Source organism: Streptomyces sp. NBRC 110028 (assembly GCF_001417735.1).
In the GTDB taxonomy this organism is placed as follows: Bacteria; Actinomycetota; Actinomycetes; order Streptomycetales; family Streptomycetaceae; genus Streptomyces.
Genome location: NZ_BBUZ01000050.1, coordinates 40954 through 65092, shown reverse-complemented (window position 1 = coordinate 65092; position 24139 = coordinate 40954). Strand labels below are relative to the sequence as shown.

20 protein-coding genes and 5 pseudogenes are annotated in these 24139 nt (G+C 69.6%); 19 read left to right on the top strand and 6 right to left on the bottom strand.

The annotated features are described in order from the left end of the window. Positions 1-309: pseudogene (locus tag ASC60_RS35125) on the top strand (NADPH-dependent F420 reductase); the annotation flags it as partial. Between the two features lie 61 nt (positions 310-370). Here ASC60_RS35125 and ASC60_RS35120 read toward each other — a convergent pair. From ASC60_RS35120 to ASC60_RS35110, 3 genes are all read right to left on the bottom strand, one after another. Continuing rightward, a complete protein-coding gene (locus ASC60_RS35120) occupies positions 371-1216 on the bottom strand; it encodes an IS3 family transposase (RefSeq protein ID WP_055557756.1) in 846 nt (281 codons plus the stop codon). A gap of 3 nt (positions 1217-1219) precedes the next feature. Continuing rightward, positions 1220-2065 (bottom strand): reverse transcriptase domain-containing protein, encoded by an 846-nt coding sequence (locus tag ASC60_RS35115; protein WP_055557755.1) that lies wholly within the window; start codon positions 2063-2065, stop codon positions 1220-1222. Between the two features lie 501 nt (positions 2066-2566). Next, complete coding sequence (locus tag ASC60_RS35110; protein ID WP_055557754.1) at positions 2567-2833, bottom strand: transposase; 267 nt, start codon at positions 2831-2833, stop codon at positions 2567-2569. A 256-nt stretch (positions 2834-3089) separates the two neighbouring features. On the opposite strand from ASC60_RS35110, the gene ASC60_RS35105 reads away from it, so the two are divergent. From ASC60_RS35105 to ASC60_RS43500, 3 genes and pseudogenes are all read left to right on the top strand, one after another. Beyond that, entirely contained in the window at positions 3090-5843 is a 2754-nt protein-coding gene (locus tag ASC60_RS35105; RefSeq protein WP_234357263.1) for a SpoIIE family protein phosphatase, read from the top strand. Positions 5844-5921: 78 nt separating this feature from the next. Further along, a complete protein-coding gene (locus ASC60_RS35100) occupies positions 5922-6311 on the top strand; it encodes an integrase core domain-containing protein (RefSeq protein ID WP_055557752.1) in 390 nt (129 codons plus the stop codon). A gap of 24 nt (positions 6312-6335) precedes the next feature. After that, positions 6336-6491 (top strand): annotated as a pseudogene (locus tag ASC60_RS43500) (recombinase family protein); the annotation flags it as partial. Between the two features lie 13 nt (positions 6492-6504). Here the strand turns inward: ASC60_RS43500 and ASC60_RS35095 are convergent. Continuing rightward, on the bottom strand, positions 6505-6924 hold the full coding sequence (locus tag ASC60_RS35095) for a MerR family transcriptional regulator (RefSeq protein WP_055557751.1): 420 nt from the start codon (positions 6922-6924) through the stop codon (positions 6505-6507). A 62-nt stretch (positions 6925-6986) separates the two neighbouring features. Here ASC60_RS35095 and ASC60_RS35090 point away from each other — a divergent pair, with 62 nt between their 5' ends. Then, complete coding sequence (locus tag ASC60_RS35090) at positions 6987-7796, top strand: alpha/beta fold hydrolase (RefSeq protein WP_055557767.1); 810 nt, start codon at positions 6987-6989, stop codon at positions 7794-7796. Beyond that, positions 7793-9007: an MFS transporter gene (locus ASC60_RS35085; RefSeq protein WP_199831132.1), complete on the top strand. Its 1215-nt coding sequence runs from the start codon at positions 7793-7795 to the stop codon at positions 9005-9007. Before ASC60_RS35090 ends, ASC60_RS35085 begins: the two co-directional genes overlap by 4 nt. A gap of 157 nt (positions 9008-9164) precedes the next feature. Here the strand turns inward: ASC60_RS35085 and ASC60_RS42430 are convergent, their stop codons facing one another. Then, complete coding sequence (locus tag ASC60_RS42430) at positions 9165-9425, bottom strand: hypothetical protein (RefSeq protein ID WP_199831134.1); 261 nt, start codon at positions 9423-9425, stop codon at positions 9165-9167. On the opposite strand from ASC60_RS42430, the pseudogene ASC60_RS35080 reads away from it, so the two are divergent. The 7 genes and pseudogenes from ASC60_RS35080 to ASC60_RS35050 all read left to right on the top strand — a co-directional run bounded on the left by ASC60_RS35080 (position 9342) and on the right by ASC60_RS35050 (position 17255). Beyond that, a pseudogene (locus ASC60_RS35080) lies at positions 9342-10282 on the top strand (integrase). The gene ASC60_RS42430 and the pseudogene ASC60_RS35080 overlap by 84 nt on opposite strands. Before the next feature lie 70 nt (positions 10283-10352). Then, a pseudogene (locus ASC60_RS35075) lies at positions 10353-10850 on the top strand (sulfite exporter TauE/SafE family protein); the annotation flags it as partial. A 413-nt stretch (positions 10851-11263) separates the two neighbouring features. Then, entirely contained in the window at positions 11264-12991 is a 1728-nt protein-coding gene (locus ASC60_RS35070) for an ABC transporter substrate-binding protein (RefSeq protein ID WP_055557748.1), read from the top strand. Next, complete coding sequence (locus tag ASC60_RS35065; RefSeq protein ID WP_079038826.1) at positions 12991-13980, top strand: ABC transporter permease; 990 nt, start codon at positions 12991-12993, stop codon at positions 13978-13980. The genes ASC60_RS35070 and ASC60_RS35065 overlap by 1 nt, the downstream gene beginning before the upstream one ends. Continuing rightward, positions 13973-14980, top strand: coding sequence for an ABC transporter permease (locus ASC60_RS35060; protein WP_234357261.1), 1008 nt, complete (start codon positions 13973-13975; stop codon positions 14978-14980). Before ASC60_RS35065 ends, ASC60_RS35060 begins: the two co-directional genes overlap by 8 nt. Further along, on the top strand, positions 14977-16674 hold the full coding sequence (locus ASC60_RS35055) for an ABC transporter ATP-binding protein (protein ID WP_055557747.1): 1698 nt from the start codon (positions 14977-14979) through the stop codon (positions 16672-16674). The genes ASC60_RS35060 and ASC60_RS35055 overlap by 4 nt, the downstream gene beginning before the upstream one ends. A 169-nt stretch (positions 16675-16843) precedes the next feature. Continuing rightward, a pseudogene (locus ASC60_RS35050) lies at positions 16844-17255 on the top strand (DUF4395 domain-containing protein). Positions 17256-17315: 60 nt separating this feature from the next. On the opposite strand, the gene ASC60_RS35045 reads toward ASC60_RS35050, so the two are convergent. Then, positions 17316-18197 (bottom strand): LysR family transcriptional regulator, encoded by an 882-nt coding sequence (locus ASC60_RS35045; protein ID WP_055557746.1) that lies wholly within the window; start codon positions 18195-18197, stop codon positions 17316-17318. A 492-nt stretch (positions 18198-18689) separates the two neighbouring features. Between ASC60_RS35045 and ASC60_RS35040 the strand changes: the two genes are divergently transcribed. From ASC60_RS35040 to ASC60_RS35015, 6 genes are read left to right on the top strand one after another with little or no spacing between them, the layout of a single operon-like run. Then, positions 18690-19424: an alpha/beta hydrolase gene (locus tag ASC60_RS35040; protein WP_055557745.1), complete on the top strand. Its 735-nt coding sequence runs from the start codon at positions 18690-18692 to the stop codon at positions 19422-19424. Further along, positions 19421-20272: a sulfurtransferase gene (locus ASC60_RS35035; protein WP_055557744.1), complete on the top strand. Its 852-nt coding sequence runs from the start codon at positions 19421-19423 to the stop codon at positions 20270-20272. The genes ASC60_RS35040 and ASC60_RS35035 overlap by 4 nt, the downstream gene beginning before the upstream one ends. A 51-nt stretch (positions 20273-20323) precedes the next feature. Beyond that, complete coding sequence (locus tag ASC60_RS35030; protein ID WP_055557743.1) at positions 20324-21253, top strand: ABC transporter permease; 930 nt, start codon at positions 20324-20326, stop codon at positions 21251-21253. Then, positions 21250-21996, top strand: a complete 747-nt coding sequence (locus ASC60_RS35025; RefSeq protein WP_055557742.1) for an ABC transporter ATP-binding protein — start codon at positions 21250-21252, stop codon at positions 21994-21996. The genes ASC60_RS35030 and ASC60_RS35025 overlap by 4 nt, the downstream gene beginning before the upstream one ends. Beyond that, positions 21993-23012, top strand: a complete 1020-nt coding sequence (locus ASC60_RS35020; RefSeq protein WP_079038825.1) for an ABC transporter substrate-binding protein — start codon at positions 21993-21995, stop codon at positions 23010-23012. The genes ASC60_RS35025 and ASC60_RS35020 overlap by 4 nt, the downstream gene beginning before the upstream one ends. Before the next feature lie 8 nt (positions 23013-23020). Next, positions 23021-24121, top strand: a complete 1101-nt coding sequence (locus ASC60_RS35015) for an LLM class flavin-dependent oxidoreductase (RefSeq protein ID WP_055557740.1) — start codon at positions 23021-23023, stop codon at positions 24119-24121. Positions 24122-24139: the final 18 nt, after the last annotated feature.

Genomic DNA, 24139 nt, shown 5'->3' with positions numbered 1-24139 from the left:
GGCACAAGCCTGGTCTCGGCCCTGCAGACCGTCAGCGCCGCCACCTTGCAGAACATCGACCTCCATCTGGACGAGGACGTACTCCTCTGCGGCGATCACACCGCCGACAAGACCCTGGCCGCAGACCTCATCAACCGCATCCCCGGGCTACGCACCGTCGACTGCGGCCCGCTGGACATGAGCGGTGTCAGCGAACGGATCACCGCACTACTGATCGGGATCAACAAGCGTTACAAGACCCACGCCGGCATTCGACTCACAGGTCTCCCCGAACCTCTCGCCCGACCAGGATTCGGCCGCTCCGCGTAACTCGGCCACAGACCCGCACTTCTTCAGGCGAAGTTCCCCCGTGATCCTGGACACTCTTCTTCTACGCTGCGAGTGTTTGGTCGTTGCGGAACCGCTGTCGTGTCTCCAGGGGTGTGAGGTACCCGAACACTGGATGCTTGCGCAGGCGGCGCCGGTTATAGAACGTCTCGATGAAGGTGAAGACCTCGGCGCGGGCGGTGGCCCGGTCCGGCCATACCCGGGTGCCGATCTCTTCCTTGAGCACGGCCCAGAAGCTTCCGGCTGCGGCGTTGTCAAAGCAGGAGCCGGTCCGGCCCGTGCTCTGGCGGAGCCCCAACCTGCCTGTTTCGGCGCCGAATTGAGCTGAGGTGTCTTCGCTTCCGCGGTCGCTGTGCGTGATGCAGCCGGGTTCCAGGCTGCCGCGGCCGTGGGCCATCCGCAGCGCGTCGACTACCAGCTCGGCGCGGTGGTGGTCGGCCATGGCGTAGCCGACGACCTCGCGGGTGGCCAGGTCCAGCCAGCAGGCCAGATACAGCCAGCCCTCATGCGTGGGCAGGTAGGTGATGTCTCCGACCAGCCGGGTGCCGGGGCGGGTGGCGGTGAAGTCCCGGCCGATCAGGTCGGGCGCCGGCCGGGCCTGCCGGTCGGGCCGGGTCAGCGAGCGGCGTCTTCGGCGTGTGACACCGGTGATCCCGTGTTCACGCATGATCCGCTCCACCCGTTTGCGGTTGACCGGCCGGCCCAGTCGCCGCAGCGCGGCGTGCACCCGCGGAACACCGTAGGCGCCCTTCGAGGCCAGGTGAATCAGGGTGATCTCGTGGGCCAGGGCCTCATCGGCTCGCTCACGTGCCCGCCGGTCCTGTTCGGCTTCCGGCCAGGCGTAGATGGAGGAGCGGACCACGCCCAGGACACGGCACAACAGGGTCACCGGTCAGACGGCCTTCTCCGCGGCGATGAACTGGTGGACCCCGTTCACCGGTCGCTGTCCCTGGCGAAGTCGGGTGGCCCGGGGACCTCCCCCGGGCTCCCACGGAACCGTACATGCTCTGATCACCAGATCCGCGACGGCTCGGTCACCCAAACCCAGTGCGCGAAAAGACGGGGTGCTGTTTCCACTCCGTGCCACCACGCGCGAAGGGTCGCCGACCAACTCCGCCGCATCCGCCAGGACGGGTGAGACCGCCGAGCCCAGAGGTGTTCCCCGAGTGCGCGCTTCGAGGGTGCCATCGGCTTTCTCCAAAGGAGCTGCCAGCCATGGCTTGACACACAGCCGTACCCACGGCAGATCGCACACTGAGTCCACCGCCTTGAGCATCAGGTGCCACGGTACCGAATCGAAGAACGCCTTGATGTCGAGATCAATCACCCAGTCGTACTTCGAGCACCGCATTCTGCACGTCCCTACCGCGCCTATCGCCCCGCGCCTCGGCCGATAGCCGTAGGAGTCCGGATGGAAGATCGGCTCGACCTTCCTTTCCAGCACCATGGCCACGACGGTTTGCGCGACACGATCCCTCACAGTCGGAACGCCCAGCACCCTGACGCCCCCCTGGGGCTTCAGAATCTCCACCATGCGCACCGGCGACGGGAAATAGCCGCTTGATGACATCCGATTCCAGATCTTGTACAAGTTGCCTCGCAGATCCCTCTCGAATTCCGCCACGCTCACCTCATCCACACCCGGTGCGCCCTTGTTTGCCCTGACCTTCTCCCACGCCTCCTCTACCAGCCACTTCGAGATTTCGAACGGCTTGTCCGGTGACTTCAACCCATCCATGAGACTCCTCCCGGAGAACGTCCGGTTGATCGAATGAACGAGCCACGAGCGCCCCGGCCCCTTCGCTCCACCCCCATTACAGGAGCTTCCTCGCTACTACGAGCCGGTCCGCCAGCGTGCACGAGCACGCCTTCTCCTGTTCCGCACGAGTGCCGCAGACCGGGCTGGCGCCACCTTCACGCCGGACACCGCCTGGCCAGTAAGCGGATCGCCCGCCAGGCTCACCCCTCGGCGCCTTCAAGCCTCGGTTTTGATGCCGTCCAAGCATTCAGCAGTGGTTCACTTGCGTTCGCCTCCCCGATCCCCACCTGACGTTCCGACAGAAACGCCTTTCCTCCTGCGCTCATCACGACGGTCTTCAGCCAATGCAACCGGAGGCGGTTTGGAGCCCCCTCCGCCGGGCGACTCCGAGGGGCCCTCATCACTTGTGCAGCACAACGCAGCGAGTGGCCGTAGCTGGCGTCGGGAGCCCGCTGGGGATTGCGGGACAGCCCTTAGGCGCTACCTTCCTACATCGGTAGTTCCTTTCCGTTCAGGACGCACGAAGGCCGCGGCTTTTCTCAGGATCTCGATCGTCTTCTGCTGCTCGGCGTTCTGCCGGCGCAGCCGTGTGAACTCTTCACGCTCGGCGCTGGTCAGCTCGCCCGGCCCACCCTCACCGCGGTCGATCCGGTCACGCTTGACCCAGCCGCGCAGGCTCTCAGGACTCACCCCAAGATCCCGCGCGACCTCCGTGATCGTCTTGCTGGAGGAGCGGGCCAACGCGATCGCGTCCCGCTTGGGACTCCTCCGAATACCGCTTCGAGTACTGACGTCTCACCTGGCACTACTCCCTCTGGAACCTCGTCCCAGTCTCCAGATGTCCACGATCAAGGGGAACCTTCAATCCGCCGGTACGGCTGGCCTGCGAGTTCCTGCTTCGCGCCAACATCATCTGAAGCGAATGAAATGATAAGAGCTGTTTGCTGTAAAATCAGCGGATATAATGCCTATGCGAACCGGAGAACAGGACCGGGAGTCAGTGGTGGACGAAGAGCACTCGGGGTCCCAGGAGGTGGAGCCGGACGCACCGAGGCTGCGCATGGCGGCGGCCGTCGGCGCCCTGAGCGAGGCCGAGCTTCTGCCTTTCGTCCTCCATCAGGTGGTGGCTGGACTCGGTGGCCTCGGCGGCGTCGCCCACGTGCGTGAAGGCGACCGGCTCCGGTTGGTCGCTGCATGCGGCTTGTCACCGGACGCGGCCCGAGCCTGGGACGATCTGCCGCTTGACGTGGCAGGCAGGCGGGAGGATTCGCCGCCGCAAGCGGCTGCCGCGCGGGACGGCCTGCCGCTGGAAGAGGCCGGAGCCCGGGAGGAACTGCCGTCTGCCGCACGGGACGGCCCGGTGGTGGCCCTCCGCGAGGGGCGATTGGTCAGGTTGCCTCTCGATCCGTCGCGTCCGCCCCGCTGGAGGGCATTCCCCCTGGCCGCCGGAGTGATCGGCGTTCCGCTGACCGGGCCCGGGCACCCGCAGGGTGTGCTGAGCGTGCTCATGGCGCTGCCGGAGCCGCTGTCCGGTTCTGACCAGCGGTTTCTCGGTGAGCTGGCAGCCGCGACCGACGACCGCTGGCTCCACGTCGCCACCGGAACCCTCCCTGCGGTACGGCGACCGAACCCCTTCTCACGCGTCCCGGAGAACATCCGGGAGATGAACGTCGGACTCTGGGACTGGGACCCAGGTGCCGACCGGGTTGTCGCCGACGACACCGCACTGTGGGTCATGGGGCTGAGCCGGGACACTTATGACGAACGGGCCGAAACCTGGTTCTCCGCCGTGCACCCCGACGACGCCCCCGTCACGCGCGCTGCCGCCGAGCACGCCGTGGCGGGCGGTGGCGACTACGTCGCTGAGTACCGGGTGCACCGCCCGGACGGCGGAACGGCGTGGGTCGAAGGCCGCGGCCACGCCGCACCCGGCACCGGAGGCGGCGTGGCCCGGCTGGCCGGAACCGTCTGGGACGTCACTTGGACCAGGGCCACGCGCGACGCCACGGAAAAACCCTTGCGGCCCACGCCTGACGGCTTCCTGGCTGGGAACACCGGGAAACCGGACCCGGCGGAGCAGATCAGCGCGGCACAGAGGATGGAGCAACGCGCCGCCCGGATCGCCGAACTCACCGAAGGACTTGCCCAGGCACTCACCGTCTCAGACGTCGTGAAGGCGATGGCCGTCCCCGTCCTCCCGCTTTTCGGCGCGACCGCCCTGGTGACCGCGGCCATCGACGGGCGGCGGCTGCACGTGGTCGGGTCCTTCGGCTATCCGAAGGAGTTCATCGACTTGTTCGACACCATCGGTCTCGACGCCATGTCGCCCGCCACGGACGCGCTGCGCAGCCGCACCCCGATGTTCATCTCATCGGCCCGCGAATACGACAAACGATATCCGCACCTGTCCGACCTACGCGCCCGGGGCGGCAAACAGGCGTGGGCGTTCCTGCCCCTGATCGCCTCGGGCCGGTCCGTCGGCTACTGCGTCATCGCCTTCGACACTCCCCGGACCCTGAAGGACGAGGAACGCACGCTGCTGGTCGCGCTGGCCGGACTGGTCGCCCATGCCTTCGAACGCGCCCGGCTCTACGACGCCGAGCACTCCCGGGCCCAGGAACTCCAGCGGGGCCTGCTACCCCAGACGCTACCGGTGCTCCCGGCGGTCTCCGCGGCGGCCCGATATATCCCGGCCGGTCCGGACGCCGAAGTCGGCGGCGACTGGTACGACGTCATCCCCCTGCCGTCCGAACGCGTGGCCCTCGTCATCGGCGATGTCATGGGTCACGGGGTCTCCGAGGCTGTCACCATGGGACGCCTGCGAGCCGCCGTGCGTACCCTGGCTGATCTCGACGTGCCGCCCGACGAACTACTCACCCGCCTCGACAGCCTGGTCAACACCCTCGGCGGCGCCTCCAGCGCCACATGCCTGTACGCGGTCTACGACCCGACGAACTGCACGCTCGCCTTCGCCAGCGCCGGTCATCCGCCGCCGGCGATCCTCCACCCGAACGGGAGCGCCTACTTCCCGCCCCTTGATCCGAGCCCCCCGCTCGGCCTGGTCCAGCCTCCGCTGCACACCGTGGAACTCGTGCTGCCCCCCGAGAGCCTAGTGGTGATGTACACCGACGGGCTGGTCGAGTCGCCCGCTACGGACATCGACGCGGGCATGGCAGAGCTCGGCCGTTCCGTCACCGCGGCCGCATCCCGCCCGCCGACGGGTCACACCCCGTACCCGTCGGGCCCGGGCGGCGACTCCGTGCGTCTCGAAGACCTCTGTCACCGAGTCACCGCGAATCTGCTGCCGCTCGGGGAACCGCACCTCGACGACGCGGCCCTGCTGGTGGCGTGCACCCATGCACTGGACCCGGGCGACATGGCCTCCTGGTCATTGCCGGAGAACCCCCTAGCCGCAGGCCAGGCCCGCAAACTGGTGCGCGCTCAGTTGGGCGACTGGGACCTGGAGGAGCTGTCGATGACCACCGAGCTGCTCGTCAGCGAGCTGGTCGGCAACGTGATCCGGCACGCCGACGGGCCGGTCCATCTGCGTATGCTGCGCGGCCGGACCCTCATCTGCGAAGTGTCCGACGGCAGCCCGGCCACCCCTCGCATCCGGCACGCCGGCGACAACGACGAGGGCGGCCGGGGATTGCAGCTCGTCGCCGCCCTCTCCTACCGCTGGGGCGCCCGGTTCACCGCAACAGGCAAGTACATCTGGACGGAACAACGGCGCCCCGGCGTCCTCGCCCCCGACTGACAAGGAGCAAAACGCGCTGGTTCGATCACCCGACACCCGACCGGCCCCTGGATCACCCAGCAAGCCCGGAACTACCTCATGGACCCCGGCGACCACGCCGAGTCGATCAAGTTCCTCATCCGGGATCGCGGCGCATACTTCACCGACAACTTCGACGCCATCTTCCAGGCCATCGGCGTGCACGTCCTTCCAACGCTGCCCCAGGTACCCCGGATGAACGCCATCGCGGAACGCTGGATCGGCCCATGCCGACGCGAGGCAACCGACCGCATCCTGATCACGGGAGAGCGCCACCTACGCCTCGTCGTCAGTGAGTACACAGATCATTACAACCAACACCGGCCACACCGATCCCTCGGACAACGGGCGCCGGACCTACTCAGCGAGCCCGAACCACCCACCGCCACCGACAACACTCGAGTCCTTCGACTCGACGGCCTCATCCACGAATACACGCAGGTCGCATAGAGTGACACCGTTTCCGGCACCCACAGGCTCGGCCGCTCCATCCAGGACCTCATCGCGATCGTGTCCGGCCTGCGCAAGCGCGGCATCGGATTCACCTCGCTGTACGAAGCGCTCGACACGACCACGCCCGGCGACCGCCTGGTCTTCCACGTCTTCACGGCCCTGGCGGAGTTCATCCGGGCTGGCAGGCCGGCTATTCCGAGCAGATCAAGCGGCTGCCGGGGAGGGTGCTACACCCCGTAGGCTGTTCGCTCGCGAAGGCTGACGGAGCTGCGTCGAGCACCGTGTCCAGCATGGCCCTCGATGTCTGAAGAGCCTCGATCTCCTGTGTAATCCGCTGCCGTTCGCCTTGGAGTCGGCGGACCAGGTCCGGACACGTAGGGACCAGGCGGTCGCTGTCGTCGGCAACACAGGGCAGAACTTGAGCGATCACGGTGGTGGACAGACCGGCCGTCAGGAGGTTACGGATACGGCGCACTGCCTCCACGTCTGCGTCGCTGTACTCCCGGTATCCGCTGGGAAGTCGGGTCGGGGCGAGCAGCCCCTGCTGTTCGTAGTAGCGCAGGAGTCGTTCGTGCACTCCAGTCCGCTGGACCATCTCCTTCATACGCATGGGGTGCTGCCTCTCCCGGCGACTTGACTCTGACATTGGTGTCGGAGTTTAGCGTCGTGTCCATGAGTGCTGAACAGGCCGTTCTTGAACGGAATCTTGATGTGTACGTGCAGGGCAGCGGCCCTGCCCTGCTGCTGGCGCACGGTGCCGGCGGCGGTATCGAAGGCAACTTCGGGCTGGTGCTCGACGATCTGGCGCGGGACCACACGCTGATCGGTCCGCATTACCCAGGAGCGGGCAGCACACCGGTCGCAACGGAACCGCTCGATCCCGACGAGCTCGCAGACGCCCTTGTCGCCTCCACTGTGGCGCGCGGGCACGAGACGTTCGTCATCCTCGGAGAGTCCCTGGGGACTGCCATCGCGGTGCGCGCCGCGACCCGCCATCCCGAACGGGTGACAGGACTGGTGCTCACGGCAGGGTTTCCCGTGGCCGATCCGGTCCTCGCACACGCCTCCCAACTGATCGCCCTTCTCGGCAAGGCGGGCGAGTGGGAGGAGGTGGCCCGGCTGGCTTTCCTGGCGTGCCTGTCCGAGAGCCAGTTGAACGGGCTGTCGCCGACCGAGATGGAGGAGGCGGTGGCGCAGGTGAAGGCGTCGATGCCTCCCGGCATGCTCGACCACTTCGACCTTGTCTCCCGCGTGGACGTCCGCGGCGACCTCACCGGCGTGACGGCCCCCACCCTCGTGTTCGCGCCGACGGGAGACCGTCTGGTGCTTCCGGAGAGTTCCCGCCGCCTCGCTGCGGGAATCCAGGGGGCCACGCTGATCGAACTGCCCGGAGCGGGACACATCCTCGACGCGGACAACCGGGCGCTCTGGCTCGGCCACGTACGCCGTTTCGTGGCGTCTCTTGGCCCTATGTCCGCATGACCACCAAGGACGTGCAGGGCCAGGCCGTAGCTCCGCGTGTTCCCATGGGAGAGCACCGCGGCGGCCTGGCGGTCCTTGCCCTGGCCACCTTCATCGTGGTCACCACGGAGATGCTCCCTGTTGGGTTGCTGTCCGCGATCAGCACGAGTCTGGAGGTGTCCGAGTCCCGGACGGGGATGCTGCTCACGGCCTATGCCTTCACGGTGGCAATGACTGCGACAGCGTTGACCTCTTGGACCGCGAGCTGGCCGAGGAAGCGCCTCCTTCTCGCGGTCGTGGGGATCTTCGCCGTGGGTGCGGTCCTCTCCGGTGCGGCGACGAATTTTGCGCTGCTGGCTGTTGCCCGGCTCGTCTGCGGTGCCGCGCACGGCGTGTTCTGGTCCATCGTGGCCGGTTACGCCGCAGCCCTCGCCTCTACGGAGCGACCGGGCAGAGCAACGGCGGTCGTCTTCGCCGGGAACTCGGGAGCATTGGTCCTCGGCGTGCCCCTGACCGCTGCGCTGGGCGGCACTGTGGGCTGGCGAGCGGCCTTCTGGCTGGTGGCCTTCGCCGCGCTGCTGGTGCTGACAGTGGCCATGAGGGTGCTTCCGCCGGTTCCAGGAAATCCACAACAAGCCGGCCGAGGCCCTCATGCACTGCGCCTGCCCGGTCTCCTCCCGTTGGTGATGACCACGATGGTGCTCGTGCTTGGCCACTTCACGCTGTACAGCTATGTCACCCCACTGCTCCACAGCACGGGGATACCGGACGGCGCCGGAGTGAGCGCGCTCCTGGCGACGTACGGTGTGACAGGGCTCGGCGGCACGTGGCTTGCGGGTCTCTGGGTGGACCGCGCGCCGTCTGCCGCCATATTCGGGACCACTGGGGCGATGGCGCTGGCGATCGGCCTGTTGGCATTCGGAGCTTCGCTGATACCCGTCACCGTGGCGGCTGTCGCCGTCTGGGGGATGGCCTTCGCAGCCGCACCGGTGTGCTTGCAGGCGACAGTTCTGCGCATCGCCGGCACAGCTCACGACACAGCCTCGTCCTGGTACGTCGCCGCCTTCAATCTGGGAATCGGTGGAGGTGCCCTGGCTGGTGGCGCTGTGCTTGCCAGCGCCGGAGTTCGAGCGCTCGGCTGGGTGGCGCTCGCAGCGGTCTCCATAGCAGCGGCGATAGCGTGGGGCTCAAGCAGACACTGGTGCATGCAGGACCGGAAGGTCGCGCCCTGACGTCGACGGGACATAAGGTGCGCGGATAGGGGTGCTCATGGGCGGCGGTTCGGGCGTTCGTCCCGGCGGTGGGTGGTCCATGCCCCGTAGCGCTCCAAAATGGCTTCACCGGGTTTGACCTGAGGCAACGCAACTGACCAGCAGGTATCCGGCATGATCAGTCCTCGTGCTGGTTCGACTTGTCTACCTCATCGGCACGCGAATCTTCGCGTGGCTGTTCCTGATGTCTCGATCTTCTGCGGCCAAGAATGAGGAGATACTGATCCTTCGGCACGAGCTCGCGGTTCTGCGTCGACAGGTCACCGCGCCCAAGCCCGGCTGGCCGGACCGCGCGCTGCTCGCCGTTCTGACCCGGCTGATCCCTCAAGCCCTGCGCGAACGCCGGATCGTCTCCCCGCGCACCCTGCTGGCGTGGCACCGGCGTCTGGTGAAGCAGAAGTGGACGCAGCCTGTGCCGCTCGAAAAGTCATCGCCGCAGGCGGGCGAGGTGTGGCCAGACCGCTGGGACCATGTCCGCGTGATCGTTTCCTTGCTGTACAAGGTGACCCGGAAGCTGCTGACCGTTCCAGCGGTGCTCCTCCGTCGCGGGACGACCGCCCGCCCCGGCCGCCATCAAGGCGCTCGTCATGCGGCTGGCCCGAGAGAATCCGCGGTGGGGGCACCGACGGATCCAAGGGGAGTTGACCCGACTCGGGCATCGGATCGCCGCCTCGACGGTCTGGGAGATCCTGCACGCAGCGGGCTTCGATCCGGCGCCACGTCGTTCAGGTCCCACCTGGCGCGAGTTCTTGACCGCGCAAGCCGAGGGCATCGTCGCCGCAGACTTCTTCCACATCGACACCGCGCTCGGCAGACGGCTGTACGCGCTGGTGTTCCTCGAGCAGGGGACCCGGCGGCTGCACATCACCGGGGTCACCGCCCACCCGACCCGGGACCGGGCGGTGCAGCAGGCACGGAATCTTACCGCCGACCTGGGCATACGCATCGAGACACTGCGCCTCTTGTTACGCGATCGCGGTGGCAAGTACGGGGGGCCTTCGACGCTGTCTTCCAGGCCGAGGAGATGGAGATCCTCGAAAGTGCCCCCCGCGCTCCCCGCATGAACGCGCACTGCGAGCGCATCATCGGCAGCATCCGACGCGAAGCCCTCGACCAAACCAGCTACCACCCGGCGCCCACGAACACCCCGCCGCGGCGCCTGGCCTCAGCACCGGCAAAGTCCTGCGCACCCGGATCCTCGGCGGCCTCATCAACGAGTACAGATACGCGGCATGACATGCAGCGATGACTTTTCGAGCGGCACAGGCTCGACCGTCACGCGAACCAGACGCAGAGCTCCGGCTCCGCCCCGCGTGTCCGGCCGGTGCTCACCGTGCTCATCGGAATCCTCGGCGGCTTCGTCGTCGGACCGACCTCGGTCGGCTCGGGCTCGGTCATCATCGCCCTGCTGCTGCTGGTCTACCCGACACTGCGGCCGAACCACCTCATCGGCACCGCCATGGTGCAGGCCATTCCACTGGTGGGCGCCGCCACGGTTGGCCACCTGCTCTTCGGCGAGGTGCAGTTCGCGCTGACCGGTTCGGTGCTGGTCGGCGGGATTCCCGGGGTGCTGGTCGGCTCGGCCCTGTCCGCCCGGATCCCGGCGACCGTGATCCAGCCCGCGGTGACGGCGCTGCTGTCCGCCGTCGCGGTCAGCCTGATCCAACCCGCAGCCGCTGCTCATGCTCGTGGTGGCCATCGCCGGAGCGAGCGCATCCCACCTGCTTACCGCGCCGCGCGGGGCCCGGCGCACATCCGAACCCCAGCCCGGCGACCCCACCCCGGAAGGCGGTTCTCGCCATGAGCGGATATTCCATGCTTCCGAATGAGCCCTGAAGCACGTCAGCCGCCATACGGACACCTTGTCTCGCATAGTGAAACTATGTTGTCTCGTGCGGCCCGATCGTCCAGTCTTCTCCTCATGTCGAGTCACCGCGTCTCCGAACACGCCGGCTTCCGCCTGGCGCTCATCGGTGTGCACGCGCATGCGGTGTCCGACGTCGACTGTCGCTGAGCCACGGGCTCGAAAAAGGGGCTGCCCGCAGCTCCGTTGTCACCCGTCGAGGTTGTCACCCGTCGAGGTTGTCACCCGTCGAGCCCGGTCCGGCACACCACTTCTCCCGTGTCGTCGGTGCGGTTCGCGCGGCTCAGCGTCCTCCTCCAGCTGCTTTCGATGCCTTCCGACGCACCCTCCGCCTCGAAAGGCATCCACACACCATGCGTAAACGCAGACCGGTATTCCAGCGCGCCAGCGTGGCGACCATCAGCCTGGTCGTTCTCGGAGGGCTCGCGGCGTGCTCCGGGCCGAAGGACAACGGAGCGAGTTCCGCAGAGAGCGGTGGGAAGGCCACCAAGGGCGGCGAGCTCACCGTGCTCAACTCCGAGACCCAGGCGAACTTCGACCCGGCCCGCCTGTACACCTCCGGCGGGGGCAATGTTCCCTCGCTCGTCTTCCGTACGCTGACCACCCGCAAACGAGCAGCCGGTGCCGCCGGTACGAAAGTGGTCCCCGACCTCGCCACGGGCCTCGGCACCCCCAGCAAGAACGCCACGGTGTGGACGTACACACTGAAGAAGGGACTGAAGTACGAGGACGGGTCCGCCATCACGTCCGCCGACATCAAGTACGGCGTGGAGCGGTCCTTCGCCGCCGAACTGTCCGGCGGGGCACCGTACTTGCGCGACTGGCTGATAGGTGGCGACACGTATCAGGGCCCCTACAAGTCCGGCAAGGGCAAGAAGACGCTCGACTCCATCGAGACGCCGGACGAACGGACCATCGTCTTCAAGCTGAAGAAGCCAGTCGGCGACTTCCCCTACCTGGCGACCCAGACCCAGTTCGCGCCGGTGCCCAAGGACAAGGACACCGGCACCGCGTACGAGAAGCACCCGATCTCCTCCGGGCCGTACAAGGTCGTCAAGAACACCAACGATGGCGAACGGCTCCAGCTTGAGCGCAATCCGCACTGGTCGGAGAAGGTCGACGACCAGCGCAAGGCCTACCCGGACACCATCGACGTACGCTCCGGGCTCGACGCGGCGGTCATCAACCAGCGGCTGTCGACCAGCTCGGGCGATGACGCGAGAGCGATCACGACGGACACCAACCTCGGCCCCGCCGAGCTGGCCCAGATCGGCCAGAACAAGGCACTGAAGTCCCGGGTCGGCATCGGCCACTTCGGCTACACCGACTACCTGGCGTTCAACCCGAAGGTGAAGCCGTTCGACAAGCCAGGGGTACGGCAGGCGATCTCGTACGCGATCGGCCGCAGCAGCGTCGTCAACGCCGTGGGCGGCTCCTCGCTCGCCGAGCCGGCCACCACCTTCCTGCCGAACCAGAAGGCCTTCGGCTACACGCCGTACGACCACTTCCCGGCAGGTAAGAACGGCAATCCCGCGAAGGCCAGGGAGGTACTGAAGAAGGCCGGCTACGGCAACGGGCTCACCGTGACCCTCACCCACTCCACCGAGGAGGGCGAGATGGGTCCCAAGGTCGCCGCGGCCGTCCAGCAGTCCCTGGCGAAGGCCGGCATCACGGTGAAGCTCAAGGGCCTGGAGGGCAACGCCTACAACGAGAAGCGCTGGGACGCCAAGGGCAGCCCCGGGTTCTTCCTCTCCCGCTGGGGCGCCGACTGGCCCGCCGGCTACCCGTTCCTCGCCCCGATCTTCGACGGGCGGCAGATCGTCAAGGACGGCGCCAACTTCAACCACGCCCAGCTCGACGACCCCGCGGTCAACAAGGAGATCGACGAGATCAGCGGACTCACCGACCTGGACGCCGCGGCCAAGCGCTGGGGCGCGCTGGACAAGAAGATCGGTGAACAGGCCCTCACGGTGCCGCTCTACCACCCGGTCTACCAGCGACTGGTCGGCAAGGACATCCGACACGTCGTCATCAGCGACTGGACCGGCGTCCTCGACATCTCACAGGTGGCGGTCAAGTAATGGCCGTGCAGGACGCGTTGGTCACCGGGGCGGGCGAACCGGCCGCCCCGGGCCCGGCGGCCGGGGCCCGCGGTGTGTGGCGCAGGCTGCGCACCCGGCCCTCGGCCGTCATCGCGGGGGCGGTGCTCGCCACGCTGATCCTCGCCGCACTCGCCGCGCCGCTGCTCGCGGCGCTCAGCGGACAGGACCCGTACACCTACCACGACGAGCTGGTCGACTCCGCGAGCGGCGGAGCCCCGCAAGGCTCCTTCGGCGGCGTCAGCGGCGCCCACTGGCTGGGGGTCGAACCGGGCACCGGCCGCGATCTGTTCGCCCGGCTGCTGTACGGCGCCCGGGTTTCGCTGCTCGTGGCGGCGGGGGCGACGCTGCTGCAGGTGCTGATCGGTGTGAGCGTGGGCCTGGCCGCGGCGCTCGGCAGCAGATGGGCGGACCGGGTCCTCAGCCGGATCACCGATGTGATGGTGGCACTGCCGATGCTGGTCCTCGCGATCGCGCTGACCACCGTGGTGCCCGAGGACTTTCCGCGCCCGTTGCTGCTCGTCTTCGTCATGGGCGTCCTCAACTGGGGCGGCACCTCCCGCCTGGTACGGGCCCAGACCCTGGCCCTGCGTCGCCTCGACTTCGTCGCCGCGGCCCGGCTGGGCGGCTCGGGTCCCTTGCGCGTGGTGCGGCGGGAGCTGCTGCCGTCGCTCGCGGCGCCCGTCATCACCTACGCGGCCATCCTCCTTCCGTCCAACATCGTGCTGGAGGCCTCACTGTCGTTCCTCGGCATCGGCGTGAAGCCGCCCGCGCCCTCGTGGGGCCAGATGCTGTCGACGGCGACCACCTGGTTCCGCGCCGACCCGGCGTACGTCCTGCTGCCGTCCGGGCTGCTGTTCGTGACCGTCCTCGCCTTCACGGTCCTTGGCGACGCGGTACGCACCGCACTCGACCCTCGTGAGGCGAGCCGCCTTCGGGTGGGCACCCGCAAGGAGACGACCCGTGACTGACCGTTTTCCGGGCCTGCGCTTCGCGGCGAAACGCCTGCTGGGCGCCGTACTCGTACTGCTGGTGCTCTCCGTCGTCCTGTACGCGCTCTTCTATCTCGTCCCCGGCGACCCCGCCCAGCTCGCCTGCGGCGAGCGCTGCAACCCGGCCCAGGTGGCGCAGGTGCGCGAGCAACTGGGACTGGACGAGTCGGCGTACGCCCAGTATCTGCACTTCCTGCAGGGCATATTCGCGGGACGCGACTACTCGACGGGCACTTCTGTGCAGCACTGCGCCGCACCCTGCCTGGGCCTGTCCCACCAGAACGACCAGCAGGTCACCTCGCTGATCGTGGCGGGGCTTCCGGCCACCGCCTCGCTCGCCTTCGGCGCGATGACGGTGTGGCTCGTACTGGGTCTCGGCACGGGTCTGCTGTCCGCGCTGCGCCGTGGCGGGGCGACCGAGCGCGTGCTGACCGTCCTCACGCTGGCCGGAACCGGCACCCCGGTCTTCATCCTGGGCCTGCTGCTGCTCATGGCCGCGTGCGCCTATCTGCAATGGCTGCCGTTCCCGTCGTACGTTCCGCTGGCCCAGGATCCCGAGCAGTGGGCCTGGAACATGCTGCTGCCCTGGTTGACACTGGGCCTCTTCGAGAGCGCGAAGTACGCCCGTCTCACCCGCTCCTCCACCCTCGAGGTCCTCGCGGAGGACCACATCCGCACCTTCCGCGCCTACGGACTGAGTGAACGCGCCGTCGTCACCCGGCACGCGCTGCGCGGGGCGCTGCCCCCGGTGATCGCCCTGACCGCCGTGGACGTAGGGCAGATGATGGGCGGCGCGATGCTCACCGAGCAGCTCTTCGGTCTGCCCGGCCTGGGCCGGCTCCTCGTCGACAGCGTGCACTCCGTCGACCTGCCGGTGGTCGTCGGTGTGGTTCTCGTGATCGGGGCCGCGGTGGTCCTCGCCAACGCCGTCGCGGACATCCTCTACGCCCTGGCCGACCGAAGGGTGGTCCTGTCATGACCCCGGAGCAGCCGGCGGGTCCGGCCGCCGAGACCGCTGAACCGCTGGTCGACGTCCAAGGACTGACGGTCGGCTTCCCCACGGGTACGGAGTCCGTGCGCGCGGTCGACGGCATCTCCTTCCGGCTCGGCGCCGGGCAGGCGCTCGGCATCGTGGGCGAATCCGGGTCCGGGAAGAGCACGGTCGCCGCGGCGCTGCTGGGCCTCCACCGCGGCACCGGAGCACACCTGACCGGCACCGTACGGGTCGGCGGCATCGACGTAGGCACCGCGCCCGTGCGGGAGCTGCGACGGTTGCGCGGCTCCGTCGCAGCGATGGTCTTCCAGGACCCGCTGTCCTCCCTCGATCCCTATATGGCCATCGGCGACCAGATCGCCGAGGTCCACCGGACACACGCCCCGGGCGTCTCCCGGCGAGCCGCGCGGCATCGCGCGGTGACCGTCCTGGACAGGGTCGGCATCCCCGATGCGGCACGCCGCTCCCGCTCCCGGCCGCACGAGTTCAGCGGCGGCATGCGGCAGCGTGCCCTGATCGCGATGGCGCTCGCCTGCGAGCCACGGGTGCTGGTGGCCGACGAGCCGACCACCGCCCTGGACGTGACGGTCCAGGCCCAGATCCTCGACCTGCTGCACGACCTTCGCGCGGAGACCGGCATGGGCCTGGTCCTGGTCTCCCACGACCTGGGTGTGGTGGCGGGCAGTGTGGAGGAGATGCTGGTCATGAAGGACGGACGCGCCGTCGAGCGCGGCCCGGTCGGCACGGTCCTCACGTCCCCGCGGCAGTCGTACACCCGGGAACTGCTGGCCGCCGTCCCCCGCATGGAGACCCGGCGGGCGCCGATGGCCGCCCTCGCCACTGGTGGCCCCTCGGCTTCCGGCGAAGACACGCTGCTGGAAGCGGTGCGGGTGCGCAGGGAGTTCGGACGCCGGAAGGACCGAACGGTCGCTGTGGACGGTGTGTCGGTGACCGTGGCGCCCGGTGAGACCCTCGGCATCGTCGGCGAGTCCGGCAGCGGCAAGACCACACTGGGCCGGATGCTGGTCCGTCTGCTGGAGCCAAGTGATGGCATCGTCCGCTACCGGGGGCGCGAGCTGACCGGCGTCCACAGCGACCTGCAGATGGTGTTCCAGGACCCGGTCTCCTCGCTCAATCCGCGCCGCAGCATCGGCGAGTCCGTCGCCGACCCGCTGCGCGCCACCGGAACTCTCACCGACGCGGAGATCACCCGCCGCGCACGGGAACTCCTGGAACGCGTCGGGCTCGACCCACGGTGGTACCACCGCTATCCACACGAGTTCAGCGGCGGTCAGCGCCAGCGCGTCGGCATCGCCCGGGCACTCGCGCCCGGACCCAAGCTCATCGTGTGCGACGAGCCGGTTTCCGCGCTCGACGTCAGCACCCAGGCACAGGTCCTGGACCTCCTGGCACAGCTCCAGCGCGACCTCGGGCTCGCTCTGGTACTGATCGCCCATGATCTCGCGGTCGTGCGGCAGGCCAGCGACCGGGTCGCGGTCATGCGCCGGGGCGCCGTCGTCGAGGAGGGGCCGTCGGACACGGTCTACGACTCCCCCCAGGACCCGTACACCAAGGCCCTGCTGGCAGCCGTCCCCGTGCTCGACCCGGCGGAGGCCCGGCTGCGCCGCGCGGCCCGCGCAAACGGAGACGGCGAGGCGCTCAGGGCCGCCGCAGGGTAGTCGGTGTTCTTCCGGGATCAGGGCCTCCACCCCGCCGCGTCGAGCTGCCGGGGTGGTCCTGTTCCCCGGCGCCGACCCCCTGCCACAGCGTACGGAGGCCCCGGTCGCCCGGGCGATGACTGCCGCCACCTGGCCATCGCCCCTCGATGCCACGCGACTACCGTGATCCATGCAGATCGACCCGCGCGGCCCCCGGTCCGCCGCCGCGCTCACCACCATCGTCCTGTGCTCCGCACTGATCACCGGCAGCAGTGCGCTGCTCGCCCTGCAAACCGTGATTTTCGCGGTCGGTGCGTTCGCCGGCCTGCTGTACTCTCCGTACGGCTGGCTGTACCAAGTCGCCATTCGTCCCAGGCTCTCCCCGCCGAACGAGCTGGAGGGACGCCAGGCCACCCCGTTCCGCCCAGGGCGTCGGCTTCGCCTTCGGCCTCGTCGGCACCGTCGGCCACCTCGCCGATGATCACTGGCTGGGCATGGCCGCGACCGGGCTGGCCCTGGCAGCGGCCTTCCTCAACGCGGCCTTCGGCTACTGCCTCGGTTGCGAGATGTACCTCCTCATCCGCCGCGTCCGAAGCGCCTGAGCACACGCGCCGGTCCGCAACCGTCCCGCCGGACGACGAGACTGCCGATGCGGCGTCGGCTCACCCCGCGGTGTCCGCCTCGCGGGAGGTGAGCAGGGCGTGTACCGCCTCGATGGTGGCGCGGGTCAGGGAAGGGTCGAAGCCGCTGCGGGCCCGGGCGCTGAGGCGGACCGGGGGGACGGCGGGGAGGTCGTGGCGTGGCGTGAGGCCGTCGGGGTACGGGCTGCCGGGGATGGCGAGCAGCGCGGCGCCGAGTCCGGCGCGGGCCGCGTCCAGGACTCCGGCGAGGTACCCGGCCTCGGCGACCACGGTGGCGGGTGTGTGGTGGGAGGCGAGCGCGGTCAGTGCGCGGCGGCGGATCACGCACGGGTCGCTGATGGCGACCAGCGGCAAGGGGGCGGGGGCGGCGGGTGGTTTCCAGCCCGGGGCGGCGTACCAGCGCAGGGGGAGTTCGCCCACCGGGGTACCCGGGGCCTGTGCCGCCTCGGTGACGTAGACGGCGAGGTCGAGTTCGCCACGTGCGACGGCGTCCGTCAGCCGTGCCGAGCGGTCTATGCGCACGCGGACCTCGGCGCCGGGCCGGGTGTCGCGTACGGCCGCGGTGAGTACGGGAAGGATCTGGTCGGCGCCGTGCTCGGTGGCGCCGATGGCGACGGGCGCTTCGTCGGGCCGGTCCTCCCCCATCAGCCGGCGGAGGGCGGCGTCGTGTGCGCCGACGATCTGCTGGGCTTCTTCCAGCAGTCGGGTGCCGTGGGCGGTGAACCGGGTTTTCCTGCCGTCGCGTTCGACGATGGGGCGTCCGAGTGTTTTCTCCAGCCGCCGAATGTGCTGGCTGACGGTGGATTGGCTGAGGGCGAGTGCGCCGGCGGCGCGGTGGAACCCTCCGTATTCGGCGACGGCGATGAGGCTGCGCAACGCCACGATGTCCAGTACCGGCAGCATGTGTGCAGGCTAGCACCGATCGATCGCGAACCACGATCGGTTTTGATGGCAAATCATCGTTGGACGGCCGACTCCGGGCTCGTGCATTCTGAGGTCATGCCACGCACACCGCTCGTGGCGGCCCGTAGGCCGCGCACGCACCGCACCGGTTCCGGGCCTTCGGCCGCCGGACCGGTGGTGTGCCGCGCCACGTGCGCCTGGCTGACCCGGCGACGCGTGGTCGACTTCGGCCGTACCGGCGCCATGCGCTGTCGCTGACCGACGGCTTCCCGGGCGCTCGCCGCCAGGCCTTCGCCCGTTCGCCGCCGCACGTTCGCCGCCGCACGTTCGCCGTCGCACGTTCGCCGTCGCATGTGCGTCTCCTCGCGCGTCGGCATGTGCTTCCTGCCTTCGCCTCACCCTTTCCCATTCGCGCCTCCGCGCCTCCGCACCCGCACGGCCGCTCCGCCTCGCTCGTTGGGGCGGGCGTCGCTGTCGATGAATCGAGTTCTCATGTCCTCTGCTCAGCCTGTCCGCTCATGGGACGAACCAGCCGGAATCGCCCCGCGTGGCACGCTCGTGCTCCTTCCGGGGCGGGGCGAACACGGCGGTGTGTACGAGCGGTTCGGCCACCGGATCTCCGCCGACGGCTATCGCGTCCGTGCCCTGGGGGACGCCTCGTCCGACCCGGAGGCCATCACCGAGACGGCCATCAAGCTGTTGCGCGACGAGACACTCCCCGGCCCTCGGGTACTGGTCGGCTCCGACACCGGGGCGTCCCACGCGGCGCGGCTCGCCGCCCTCGAGCCGCCCGGGCTGGACGCGCTGATCCTCGCCGGACTGCCGACCCGGCCGCACTCCACCGAGGTGGCCGCTTCGGACTGGGAGGACGAACTGGAGCGACGCACCGCCTGCCCCACGCACCGGGGCAGGCTGACCGCCGACGCGGACTTTCGGCGCGGCGCCCTGGCGGGCTCGTCGGCACCGGAGTCGCCGGTGCTGGACGGGATCTCCGTTCCGGTGCTCGGGCTGCACGGTGCCGAGGACACCGTCAGCCCCCTCGGTGAGGTCCGCCATGTGTTCCGCGGCCAGCCCGGCGCGGAGCTGGTGAGCCTGGCCGGCACGCGGCACGACGTCCTCAACGACGTGACCCACCGCACCGCCGCCGCCACGGTGGTCCTCTTCCTGGAGCGGCTGCGGCTGGATTCCGGTCTGGCACCCATCGCCGTCACAAAGGACCTCGTATGAGCGCCCCCGTCCTCACCACTCCGGCCGAGCTGTACTCCCGGCTGTTCCACGGTGATCCGGCGCCCGTCGTCCTGGACGTACGGTGGCGGCTCGGCGATCCGCACGGCCATGACCGCTACCTCGCCGGGCACATCCCCGGCGCGGTGTACGTCGACCTGGATACCGAACTCGCCGCTCCTCCCACCCCGGAGAGCGGCCGCCATCCGCTGCCGGACCCCGTCGCCTTGCAGCGGGCCGCGCGCAGCTGGGGACTCACCACCGGCCGGCCGGTGGTGGTGTACGACGACAACGGCAACACCGCCGCCGCTCGCGCCTGGTGGCTGCTGCGGTGGGCCGGGGTCGAGCGGGTCTCGCTGCTGGACGGGGCGCTGGCCGCGTGGCGCGCGGCCGGACTGCCCGTCGAGACGGGCGAGCCCGCCCCGCCGGCCGAGGGGGATGTCGTGCTCATCACGGGGCAACTGCCGGTGCTCGATGCCGACGTGGCAGCCGAGGTGGCGCGCACCGGCGTACTGCTGGATGCGCGGGCAGCCGAACGGTACCGGGGCGAGACCGAGCCTGTCGATCCGCGCGCCGGGCACATTCCCGGCGCCCTGTCCGCACCGACGGGCGACAACCTGGCGCCGGACGGCACATTCCACAGCGCGGAGGAACTCGCGCGGCGCTTCGCCGCGCTGGGCGCCGACGACACGACGAAGGTCGGTGTCTACTGCGGCTCCGGCGTCACCGCGGCCCACACGGTCGCGGCCCTGGCCCGCGTCGGCATCACGGCCGCGCTCTACCCCGGCTCCTGGTCCGCTTGGTCCGCCGACACCGCGCGCCCCGCGGCCGTGGGCGCGACGCCGGGCTGATCCGCCGCCCGCACATCTCCTGTGAACACTTCCCGACCGAGAGGCCGCATCATGCCCTCCCCGCACTCCCCTGTGTCCGGGGCCTCACCGCCCCCGCACACCTCCGCACCCCCACCCCCCGGTGCGGCGGAGGACTCGACTCCGCCCGCCGAGCCCGCCGTTGCGCGGACATCCCGCCCCGCCGCCAGGCGCACCCGGTCCCGGCCCCGCTTGCGGGTGCCGCGCGGGATCCGGCGGGCCTCCGGGCCCCTCGGGCTGCTGCTGCTCTGGTTCCTGGCCGCCGCTACGGGCGTGCTCCCCGAGTCCGTGCTGGCCTCCCCCATCGACGTCGTGCGGCGTGGGGCGGACCTCATCGGCACCGGTGAGCTGCCGCAGGCCATCGCCGCCTCCGGCCGTCGCGCGGCCCTCGGCTTCCTCATCGGTGCGGCCGTGGCGCTCACCCTGTCACTCACCGCCGGGCTGTTCCGGCTGGGCGAGGACGTCATCGACGCCTCCATGGGCATGTTCCGGGCCATCCCCTGGGTGGGCCTGATCCCGTTGTTCATCGTCTGGTTCGGCATCGACGAAACACCGAAGATCGCGCTGGTGGCGCTCGGTGTCACCTACCCGCTGTACTTCAACATCTACGGCGGCATCCGCTCCGCCGACGCGCAGCTGATCGAGGCCGGGCGGATGGTGGGCCTGGGCCGCATCGGACTGATCCGGTACGTGATCCTGCCGTCCGCGCTGCCCGGCGCGCTGGTCGGGCTGCGATACGCGCTGTCCACCGCGTGGCTGGCCCTGGTCTTCGCCGAGCAGGTCAACGCGGACGCCGGTATCGGCTATCTGATGAGCAACGCCCAGCAGTACTTCCAAACCGACGTCATCGTCCTGTGCCTGGCCGTGTACGCGGTGCTCGGGCTGCTCTGCGACTTCGCGGTGCGGCTGCTGTCCCGGCGGCTGCTGGACTGGCGCGCCTCGTTCGAAGGGGAGGGAGCATGACCGCGGTGAACGGCACGAACAGCGTGAAGGTCCGCGGACTGACCCGCGCCTTCGGTGACAAGACGGTGCTCGACGGGCTCGACATCACCATCCGCGAGGGCGAATTCGTGGCCCTGCTCGGCCAGAGCGGCTGCGGGAAGTCGACACTGCTGCGGATCCTCGCCGGGCTGGACAGCGAGACCGAGGGCGAAGTGGACGTACCGGAGCGGCGCTCGGTGGCCTTCCAGTCGCCACGGCTGATGCCGTGGCTGCGGGTGTGGCACAACGTCGTGCTCGGTCTGCCGCGCGGGGACCGCGCGCTCGCCGAGCGGTATCTGGCCGAGGTCGGCATCGAGGAGTACGCGGGTGCCTGGCCCCGGACGCTCTCCGGCGGTCAGTCCCAGCGCGTGTCCTTGGCCCGTGCGCTGGTGCACGAACCCGAACTGCTGCTGCTGGACGAGCCGTTCGGCGCGCTGGACGCGCTCACCCGCGGCAAGGCGCAGCGGCTGGTGGCCGATCTGTGGCAGCGGCACCGCTGCTCGATCCTGCTGGTCACGCACGACGTCGAGGAGGCGCTGCTGCTGGCCGACCGGGTGCTGGTGATGGACGGCGGGCGCATCGCCTACGAGGCGCGGGTGGGCCTCGACCGCCCGCGCGACCTCGGCTCCCCCGACTTCGTGGCATTGCGCGGCGAACTCCTGCGACGGCTGGGCGTCGACGACGCCTCGGCGCTTTCGCACCATCGGGAAGAGGTGACCGCATGAACCGCTTGACCTGCTTGAACGTTGGGAACCGCAAGGCTTCGGTCGCGGCACGCGCGCTCGGCGCCGCGCTGTCGCTCACCGCCCTCCTCGCCACCAGCGCGTGCGCGGGCGACAGCCGGGCGGCGTCCGAGACCGATCCGTCGAAGGTGACACTGACCCTCGGTGACCAGGCCAAGAACCTGAAGACGCTCTTCGACGCCTCCGGCGCCCTCAAGGGAACGCCGTACAAGGTGAAGTGGGCCGAATTCGAGGGCGCCGCACCGCTGTTCCAGGCCGTGCAGGCCGGGGCCGCCGACACCTCGTACGCCGCCGATCTGCCCACCCTCCAGGCACTCGCCGGCGGGGTACGCGTCAAGGCCGTCGGGGCGCTGCACAACGACGGCACCCACACCGGGATCGTGGTCCGCGAGAACTCACCGGTGAAGAGCGTCAAGGACCTCAAGGGGAAGAAGGTCGTCGTCTCCTCGGCCAAGGGGTCCATCGCCGAGTATCTGCTGGCGCACGCGCTGGAGCAGGCGGGGCTGAGCTACTCGGACGTCCGTGTGCAGTACCTGCTACCCACCGACGCACAGGCCGCCTTCACCTCCGGCAAGGTCGAGGCGTGGGCCACGTTCGGCGTGTACAAGACGGTGGCCGAGCAGCACGGGGGCCGTCTCCTGGTCAACGGGGCGAACGGGCGGGTCAGCGGCTACGGCTTCATCGGGGCCTCGGAGCAGGCCCTTGAAGTCCCGGCGAAGAAGAAGGCCATCACCGACTATCTGCGCCGGCTCGACAAGGCGCTGGCCTGGTCCCGCCGGCACCCCGCGGAATACGCCAAGGCCATCCAGCACACCAACGGAGCCTCGGCCACGGTGGCCAAGGACTTGGTCGACCAGGCCAACAGCGAACTGCTGCCGGTGAGTGAGCCGGTGATCCGGTCCGTGCAGGAGGTCGGCGACACCATGCACGGCATCGGTGTGCTCACCCCCGAGCCGACCCTCGCCGACCACGTCGACACCAGCCTCGTCAAGGAGTGACCGCAGCCATGCCCGTCGAGTTCATCAGCGCCGTCCACCCCAACCCCGCCACCGAGGGCGACCCCACCGCGGGTTCCGGGATCGATGTGGACTACGCCCGCCGCTACGCCCGGGCTCTGGACGACTCCGGCTTCGACTACACCCTGGTCACCTACCACTCGGCCGCCCCGGACGCGCTGCAGCTGGCCCAGTTCGTCGCCCATCACACCGAGCGCGTCAAACCGGTGCTCGCCCACCGCCCCGGGGTGGTATTCCCCACCCACGCGGCCCGCGCACTGGCCACGTTGGACCAGATCAGCGCCGGGCGGCTGGTGGTGCACATCATCTCCGGCGGCAACGACGAGGAGCAGCACCGCGAGGGCGACTATCTGAGCAAGAGCGAGCGGTACGCCCGATCGGACGAGTACATCCGGATCCTGCGCAGGGTGTGGGAGGCCGACGGGCCGATCTCCCACGAGGGCCCGTACTACCGCTTCGAGGGCTTCCGCTCCGATGTCGCCCCGTACCACGGCACCATCCCCATCTCGGTGGGCGGCTCGTCGAGGGACGCGTACCGGGTGGGCGGGCAGCAGGGCGACATCTTCGGGCTGTGGGGCGAGCCGCTGAAGGAGACCGCCGAGCAGATCGCCTCGGTGAAGGCGTACGCGGACGCCGCGGGCCGGCCCCGGCCGCGCATCTGGGTGTCCTTCCGGCCGATCATCGTCCCCACCGACGAGCTGGCATGGGAGAAGGCGCACCGCACCCTGGGCGCCGTGAAGGCCAACCACGCCGAGCGGGCCAAGCGCAGGCACTACCCGGCGGTCGGCCAGGGCACCCCGTCCAACGTCGGATCGCAGCGGCTGCTGGCCGTCGCCGAGCGCGGCGAGGTGCACGACCGCTGCCTGTGGACCGCACCCGCCGCGGCCACCAACGCCGCCGGTGCCTCCACGGCACTGGTCGGCTCCCCGGAGACGGTCGCCAAGGCGCTGCTCGACTACGTCGACATCGGCTGTGAGCTGCTGTCCATCCGTGGCTACGACCCGCTCAACGACGCCATCGACTACGGGCGTCATGTACTGCCGCTGGTCCGTCAGGAGCTGGCGCACCGCGCCGCCACCTCGGCCGTCTGACGTCCGGCCACCGTCTTC